Origin of the sequence: Winogradskya humida, from assembly GCF_016862215.1 — a bacterium.
Taxonomy (GTDB): Bacteria; Actinomycetota; Actinomycetes; order Mycobacteriales; family Micromonosporaceae; genus Actinoplanes; species Actinoplanes humidus.
Genome location: NZ_BOMN01000135.1, coordinates 24,053 through 30,363, shown reverse-complemented (window position 1 = coordinate 30,363; position 6,311 = coordinate 24,053). Strand labels below are relative to the sequence as shown.

The window sequence follows — 6,311 nt, the reverse complement described above, 5'->3', positions numbered from 1 at the left end:
GTGCCGCGATCCGCGTGCCGGTGTATTGGGGTCCGGGCGACGGTGCCGCACCTGTTGTTCCGCGTCCGGCGTGCGCCGATCCGTTGCTGGGGGTCGAGTAACGCTGATGGCGACGTTACGTACCGGCCGGGCGACCACGGATGCTGGCAGGATCGGTGGCTATGAAGTCCCAACAGTTCGTCGCCAGGGTTACCGCCGGGCCAGGCGGCAAGCTACTGGTGCCCGTCCCGTTCAACCCCGACTCGGTTTGGGGGACCAAACCGCGCCACCACGTTGCCGGCACCGTCAACGGCGCCCGTGTGCGGGCGGTCCTGGAAACGGCTGGCGACGGCTTCGGGTTCACCCTCGGCCCGAAATCACCGGGCGCTCGCGAACTGGCCGTCGGTGCCGCGGTCACGGTGGAGATCGCACCGGAAGGCCCGCAACGTGACGACCTCGCCGACGATGTCGCCGCGGCCTTGGCAGCCGATCCCGATGCCCGGGCGTTTTTTGACTCGCTCGCGCAGTTCTACCGCCGAGCCTATCTACGCTGGATCGACGCCACCAAACGCCGGCCCGAACAGCGCGATGAACGCATCGCGGAAATGGTGGAACTACTCAAGGCTGGGATCAAGGCCCGCCCTTGAAACCTACAGACGGGGAAGCGCCTCCCCAGGCTTTTGCCCGCGCCTCTCATCGAGCCAGAGCAAATAGCCACGTAAGTACGCCTCCAGACCGTCATCGAGGTAAGCGACGAAGTCCCGATGACCTTGGGCTGCGTCGTGATAGTGGCCCGAGTATCGGAGGCCGGCGTTGTAGCCCCAATGCGGATGGGTGTCCGCTCCCCAGTCGGCGGCTATCGCCACCGCCCACTCCCGCACGCGGCCTCGGCCTCGCCACCAGTCACGCACAGCACCGATAGTCCAATGGTCGTCGCCATCCCAGTTGTAGCCGCTGTACAACTCGGCCCGGCAGCCGTCCATCACGGCTACGGTCTCGCGTTCGTTCATCGGCTGCCGATAGATGAATTCGAACCCGCCGCCGCGGTCGTCGTCATAGCAGATATGCTCTGGAGCATCCAGGCGTCCGATTGCCAAACTGTCGGTCTCGCCGGCATAGAAGGGCCCCGGAACGTTACGCCAGTTCCGCTGGTCCCAGCACCCAGTAAAGATCTGCCCAGCGGACACGTCGAGGGTCTCAACCAGCCTCCGGGCCGTGGGCAGCGGGTCCCAGTAGCCGATCATGGCGCTATTGTGCCGGACGCGGTGTCCTGCCAGGTTGACCGGAAGCACTAAGAGCTCCTAACACGATCTGCTGAATCGATGTTGATCAGCATCACGACGTGAAGATTAGTCTCGTTTGCTGGTCATGGCGAGGCCTTGGGATGTTGATGACGAGTTGTGGGCGTTGATCGAGCCGGTGCTGCCACCGTGGCCGGAGAAGGCGCCGGGGCCCAAGCCGATCCCGGACCGGTCCTGCCTGCAGGGCATCTTGTTCGTGCTGCACACCGGCATCGGGTGGGAAGACCTGCCGCAGGAACTCGGCTTCGGCTCCGGGATGACCTGTTGGCGCAGGTTGGAGCGCTGGACCGAGGCGGGAGTGTTTGATCAGGTGCACCAGATACTGCTGGCCAGGTTGAACGCGGTGAACCGGATCGATTGGACACGGGCGGCGGTGGACGGCAGTCACATCGACGCCAAAAAGGGGGCGCCGGAACCGGTCCGTCGCCGGTCAACCGGGGTAAACCGGGCTCGAAGCATCACCTGATCTGTGACGGCAACGGCACCCCGATCTACGTGCTGACCAGCGGCGCGAACGTCCCCGACATCAGCCGCGCCCTCGATCTGCTCGACTGTTACCCGCCTATCGCCGGCCGGCCCGGACGGCCCCGGCGTCGCTTCGACGTCTTGCTGGCTGACAAGGGTTACAGCAGTGAAGCCTTCCGCCAGGCATGCCGTGAGCGTGGCATCGAACCGATCATCGCCAAGCCGAAGACGCCCAACATCAAAGGCCTGGGCAAGCTGCGATACGTCGTCGAGCAGACCTTCGCCCTGCTGCACCAGTTCCGCCGGATCGCGGTTCGCTGGGAGCGCCGGCTCGATATCCACGACAGCCTCGTGAGTCTTGCCTGCGCCATGATCTGCTGGCGGTGCTTGATCAAATGGACCAGGTAGAGATCGTGTTAGGAGCTCTAAGACCCGTGGGGCTGCCGCAGACGTACGGATCTGCCGCGGTGTGCTCACTACAGAGCGTCACAGGTGCCAGGTCTTGGTTGGCGTGTGGTCGTGTTGGTGAGAGACGTTGCGGTCGATGCGAAGGGGTGAACCAGGGTGGCCCGCAGTTCGCTGAGCGGCTGGGTTCTGGCTGGTCTTGGTGACAGCGGCAGCATCAAACAGCCCTCGATTGAGAAGACCTGGAGTCGGTGGCCTGAGGGTTGCACCGCACCGCCGACGAGGCGCTGGAGCTCGAAGACACAGCCGCCGGAAGCACGATGTGGCGAACCTGGACGGGACACCGGTCCTCGATGAGCCAGCCGGCCGACACCCTGTTCTGGGACCTCGGCGATCTAGTGTTCGATGTGGCCGAAGAAGAGGCTGGCGGGCGATTCGAGCTCGGGTGAGGTGAAGAACTCCCGGATGGCACCGATGAATTCGCCGCGGCTGATCCGCCCGTCGTCATCGGTGTCCAGTTCCAAGAAGACGTTCAGCGCTTCGAGGTCCGATACACCCCACGCCTCCAGGAACACCTTGTATTCCGGCTTGCTGATGGCGTCGTCCGCGTCGGTGTCCATCACGTCGAAGATCGCCTGCGGGACCACCTCGGCCATAGTGAACCGGCTCCCGTCGACGCCCGCAGCCTGGTTCGCCACCACGAACTGCTCTTTCGACAGCCGATCGACGCCGTTCACCTGCTGTAGCAGCTCTGACCAGTACATCTGATAGGCGGCTCGCAACGCATGCGCCCGGCGGTCGTCCTCCCCGACGCCGTATCCGTCCAGGTAACGACTGATCAGACGTTCATAGTCGCTCCAGTCGACAAATCCGTCCTGGTCGGTGTCGCTCGCCACGAACAGATGGCCCAGCTTCACGGCGATCGGATCATCAGCGCCATCGGTCATGTTCCCAGCCTTCCGCATGCAGGGGTCTGTCAGCAACGTACTCCAAAATGGACGAGTGGAACGTTCACCCCTACATGGTCCTCGCTAGCGATGGCGATGGCGATGGCGCCGGCACCTGCGCGGCCGCTGCCGACGTCCCGGAATGCGAGGTTGTGGTTCAGGCACGCGACGATGCGGACCTTTCGCCGGACGGTTGGGGTGGCGGCAGCCCCGCCAGGAGCAGTGCACCTAGTTGCAGCCGAGCAAGCGCAGCAGCTTGCGGACAGCGGTCACGCGGCGTGACGGTGACGCGAGTGGGCCCGGCGGGAGTTCATGCCGATGTGAGCGCGTCGCTGGCTGTCCGCAAAGCGGCTGTGCTGAACCCAGGGGAGATTGCGGCGGCTACCCACGCCACTGCCCGTCCTCGGCATTGGTCACCACTGGCTATCGCTGTTGCGAATGGCTGAATCCGAGTGCGCAGAGATGCGGCTTGCAATGCGTTAGCCAAACTATTGGTCGCCGTCAATCAGACAGCACGCTTCGGCACATTTCTGGGAGGTTGGTAATGATGCCGTCGACACCGAGACGGACGAGTTCCCGCAGGTCCTCGGCGGGATTTTCAGGGTTGATGTCGCCGTAGAGCGTGTCCGCAGTCGTCCAAACCGGCTTGCCGATATTGTGAAGGTGTTCAATCAGCTTGGATTGACCGCTGCCCGCGACGTGGCCACGGTCACTGAACACCCATGACGGCCATAGCCGAATCAGGTCCGCGCCGGCCAGGACAAATTCCTCGATCACTTCGGGACTCGCAGGCCGAGACTCGGAACCCGGCACGAGACCGAGGGTCCGTAGAGCCGGATTCAGCTCCTTGAATCTTTTCAGGGTCGCGACGCTACGAGGGCCGACAATCACATCTTGAACTGCTCCACACTGCTCCGTCAGTCGCACGACGCGCTCATCGTCGAGCGCGTCGTCCCTTTTGATGTCGAGCACAAGCCGTACTCCGGAACCGCGCAGCGCTTCGAGCGCTTCCTGGAAGGTCGGCACCCGCGTGCCGGCAAACTTGGCGCCCACGTAGCTGCCTGCATCCAGAGCTTTGAGTTCCGCAAGCGTCATCTCATCGACGCGTCCGGATCCGTTGGTGGTCCGGTCGACGGTGTCGTCGTGCATGACGACGATGTGGCCGTCGATCGTCGCGCGTAAGTCGATTTCGACCGCTGGGAACCTGAGCGCTACTGCACTGCGGAAGGCGTCCAACGTGTTCTCCGGAAATCCCGCCGCCATCCCTCGATGCGCCACGACCACTACATCATTGCGCGTAGTGAACACACGAACTCCCCCAAGACGGACCGCTTCCTAAGGTCGTCCTCTACGCCCGGCCTCGGAAGCCCGGCTTGGCCTACCGCCTGCAAGCCACGCCGACGAGGCTAGGGCTTGGCCCAGGGGAAAGGTCAACCCATGTCAAGATCGGTTTACTGATCTGCCGCCGGTCGGGCGCGCCGCGGAGCGGCGCTCCCAGTCGGACGCGCCGCGGAGCAACGCTCCCAGTCGGGCGCGCCGGGGAGCGACGCTTGGGCCGCTCCTGAGGACGTCGACGCGGTCGACGAAGCGCCTTGCACCCGTCTTCTCGCAGGGGTTGCCGTCGGGTGGGTCTCATCGTTTGTCCACAGCTTCCGCTTGTCGGCGGGCGTCGGACGGCGCTCGGCCTTAGCGTGCTTGTCATGGATGACATCACCGCGTTGATTCTTGAGGACCACCACCGGTTCCGGGTCGGGTTCGCCCGGCTGGAGGACGCTCGATCGCCGCAGGAGTTGGAGGCGATCTGGGCGCCGCTTGCGCTGCATCTCGATATTCATGCCGACGCGGAGGAGGAGATTCTCTACCCGCACCTGCTGAAGGACGCGGGCGGCGAGGATGCCGAGGAGGAGACCGACGACGCGATCCGCGACCACAACAAGATTCGGGACGGGATCGAGGAGGCCGGTAAGCACCCGGTGGGTTCGGACGCCTGGTGGAAGGGTGTGTGGACGGCGCGCACCGAGAACAGCGAGCATCTGGCAGAGGAAGAGGACGAGGTCCTTCCCGACTTCCGGAAGCACGCGAGCAGGGAACTGCGCTTCGAGCTCGGGGCGCTCTGGCTGCGCTTCTTCGCGGAGCACCCGCAGGGGAAGGGCCTGTCGTTCGCCGACAAGGACCCGGCCAAATATATCGAGGAGAACAAGTAGCAGGCACGACCCCAGGGACCGATCACGGGACGCAACACGCGATCCTGGTGAGCATGACCATCGCTCGGGTACAGGCAGCCTCGTACATCACCCGGACCACTGCGGCCGGCACCGAACTGCTCGTGTTCAGTTATCCGGCTCCGGCGGACTCCAGCACCCATCTGCCCGCTGGTGGGGTCGAGGCGGGTGAGCGGCCTGACGTGGCTGCCGTACGCGAAGCGGTTGAGGAGACCGGGATTGCCGGGAAGCTGGAGTTGCGCGGGATGGTCGGGTTGCAGCAGGGCACCTACAACACGGGGCTGCCGCGGATCAGCCTGTATTTCCACTTCGTCACCGACGAGCCGCGCGATGCCTGGACCCACACGATGATCGGTGACGACGATGCCTGGGACACCGGGCTGGAGGTCGGGTGCCGGTTCATGGCGCTCGAGGCGGCGGGGGCGGCGTTGCGGACCGGGTGGCATGGGCAGGATGAGTTCCTTGAGCTGCTCGGGGAGTCGTTTGGGGCATCGACGGGTGGGTAATGCCCGGGCGAGGTCGCAGGGGTTGCGGCCAGGGCATCGGAGGAGACCATGGGCAGCGGATCCGTCACCATGACGAGGCTCAGCGACGCCGGGCGCCCCGCCGCGCGCCCGGCCCGTGATGTGCGGGGCCGCCGGGTCATCGATCGGGCCGGGACGGTCCTCGGCACGGTGGAGGATCTGTTGATCAACACCGAGGATCACCGGTTCCGGCTGATCAGTGTCGAGCACGGTGGCGTCATCGGCTTCGGGGCGACGCCGTCGCTGATTCCGGTGGAGACCGTTGACGAGGTCACGGCGAGTGAGATCCGGATCGGGCGGTCGAGTGCGCAGGTCGCCGATGCACCGCTCTACGATCCCAGCATGATGGACATCGCTGACTTCTGCGATGACCTGTACGGCTACTACGGCTGCCGGAAGTCCCGCACAGCGGTCGCCGCCTGAACCACCCCGCCGACCCCGCTCCGGCCCCGGCCGACCCCGCTCCGG

8 protein-coding genes are annotated in these 6,311 nt (G+C 65.0%); 5 read left to right on the top strand and 3 right to left on the bottom strand.

What is annotated here, in order from left to right; genetic code table 11:
• Positions 1-161 precede the first annotated feature (161 nt).
• The gene (locus tag Ahu01nite_RS45625; protein WP_203843008.1) at positions 162-626 is read left to right on the top strand and encodes a YdeI/OmpD-associated family protein; all 465 of its coding nucleotides are present in this window, start codon (positions 162-164) and stop codon (positions 624-626) included.
• A 3-nt stretch (positions 627-629) separates the two neighbouring features.
• Here the strand turns inward: Ahu01nite_RS45625 and Ahu01nite_RS45620 are convergent, their stop codons facing one another.
• Entirely contained in the window at positions 630-1,223 is a 594-nt protein-coding gene (locus Ahu01nite_RS45620) for a hypothetical protein (protein ID WP_203843007.1), read from the bottom strand.
• Between the two features lie 124 nt (positions 1,224-1,347).
• On the opposite strand from Ahu01nite_RS45620, the gene Ahu01nite_RS45615 reads away from it, so the two are divergent.
• A protein-coding gene (locus Ahu01nite_RS45615; RefSeq protein ID WP_203843017.1) for an IS5 family transposase occupies positions 1,348-2,153 on the top strand; the annotation gives its coding sequence in 2 pieces (ribosomal slippage) (positions 1,348-1,693 and positions 1,693-2,153; 807 coding nt in all).
• A 392-nt stretch (positions 2,154-2,545) separates the two neighbouring features.
• Here the strand turns inward: Ahu01nite_RS45615 and Ahu01nite_RS45610 are convergent.
• Both Ahu01nite_RS45610 and Ahu01nite_RS45605 read right to left on the bottom strand, forming a co-directional pair.
• Positions 2,546-3,097 (bottom strand): EF-hand domain-containing protein, encoded by a 552-nt coding sequence (locus tag Ahu01nite_RS45610; protein WP_203843006.1) that lies wholly within the window; start codon positions 3,095-3,097, stop codon positions 2,546-2,548.
• 501 nt (positions 3,098-3,598) lie between these two features.
• Entirely contained in the window at positions 3,599-4,405 is an 807-nt protein-coding gene (locus tag Ahu01nite_RS45605) for a glycerophosphodiester phosphodiesterase (protein ID WP_203843005.1), read from the bottom strand.
• Positions 4,406-4,797: 392 nt separating this feature from the next.
• Between Ahu01nite_RS45605 and Ahu01nite_RS45600 the strand changes: the two genes are divergently transcribed.
• The 3 genes from Ahu01nite_RS45600 to Ahu01nite_RS45590 are packed head-to-tail and all read left to right on the top strand — an operon-like array spanning position 4,798 to position 6,266.
• Complete coding sequence (locus Ahu01nite_RS45600) at positions 4,798-5,301, top strand: hemerythrin domain-containing protein (RefSeq protein ID WP_203843004.1); 504 nt, start codon at positions 4,798-4,800, stop codon at positions 5,299-5,301.
• A 53-nt stretch (positions 5,302-5,354) separates the two neighbouring features.
• Positions 5,355-5,825, top strand: coding sequence for an NUDIX domain-containing protein (locus Ahu01nite_RS45595; RefSeq protein ID WP_203843003.1), 471 nt, complete (start codon positions 5,355-5,357; stop codon positions 5,823-5,825).
• Between the two features lie 48 nt (positions 5,826-5,873).
• Positions 5,874-6,266, top strand: a complete 393-nt coding sequence (locus Ahu01nite_RS45590) for a PRC-barrel domain-containing protein (protein ID WP_203843002.1) — start codon at positions 5,874-5,876, stop codon at positions 6,264-6,266.
• Positions 6,267-6,311 lie beyond the last annotated feature (45 nt).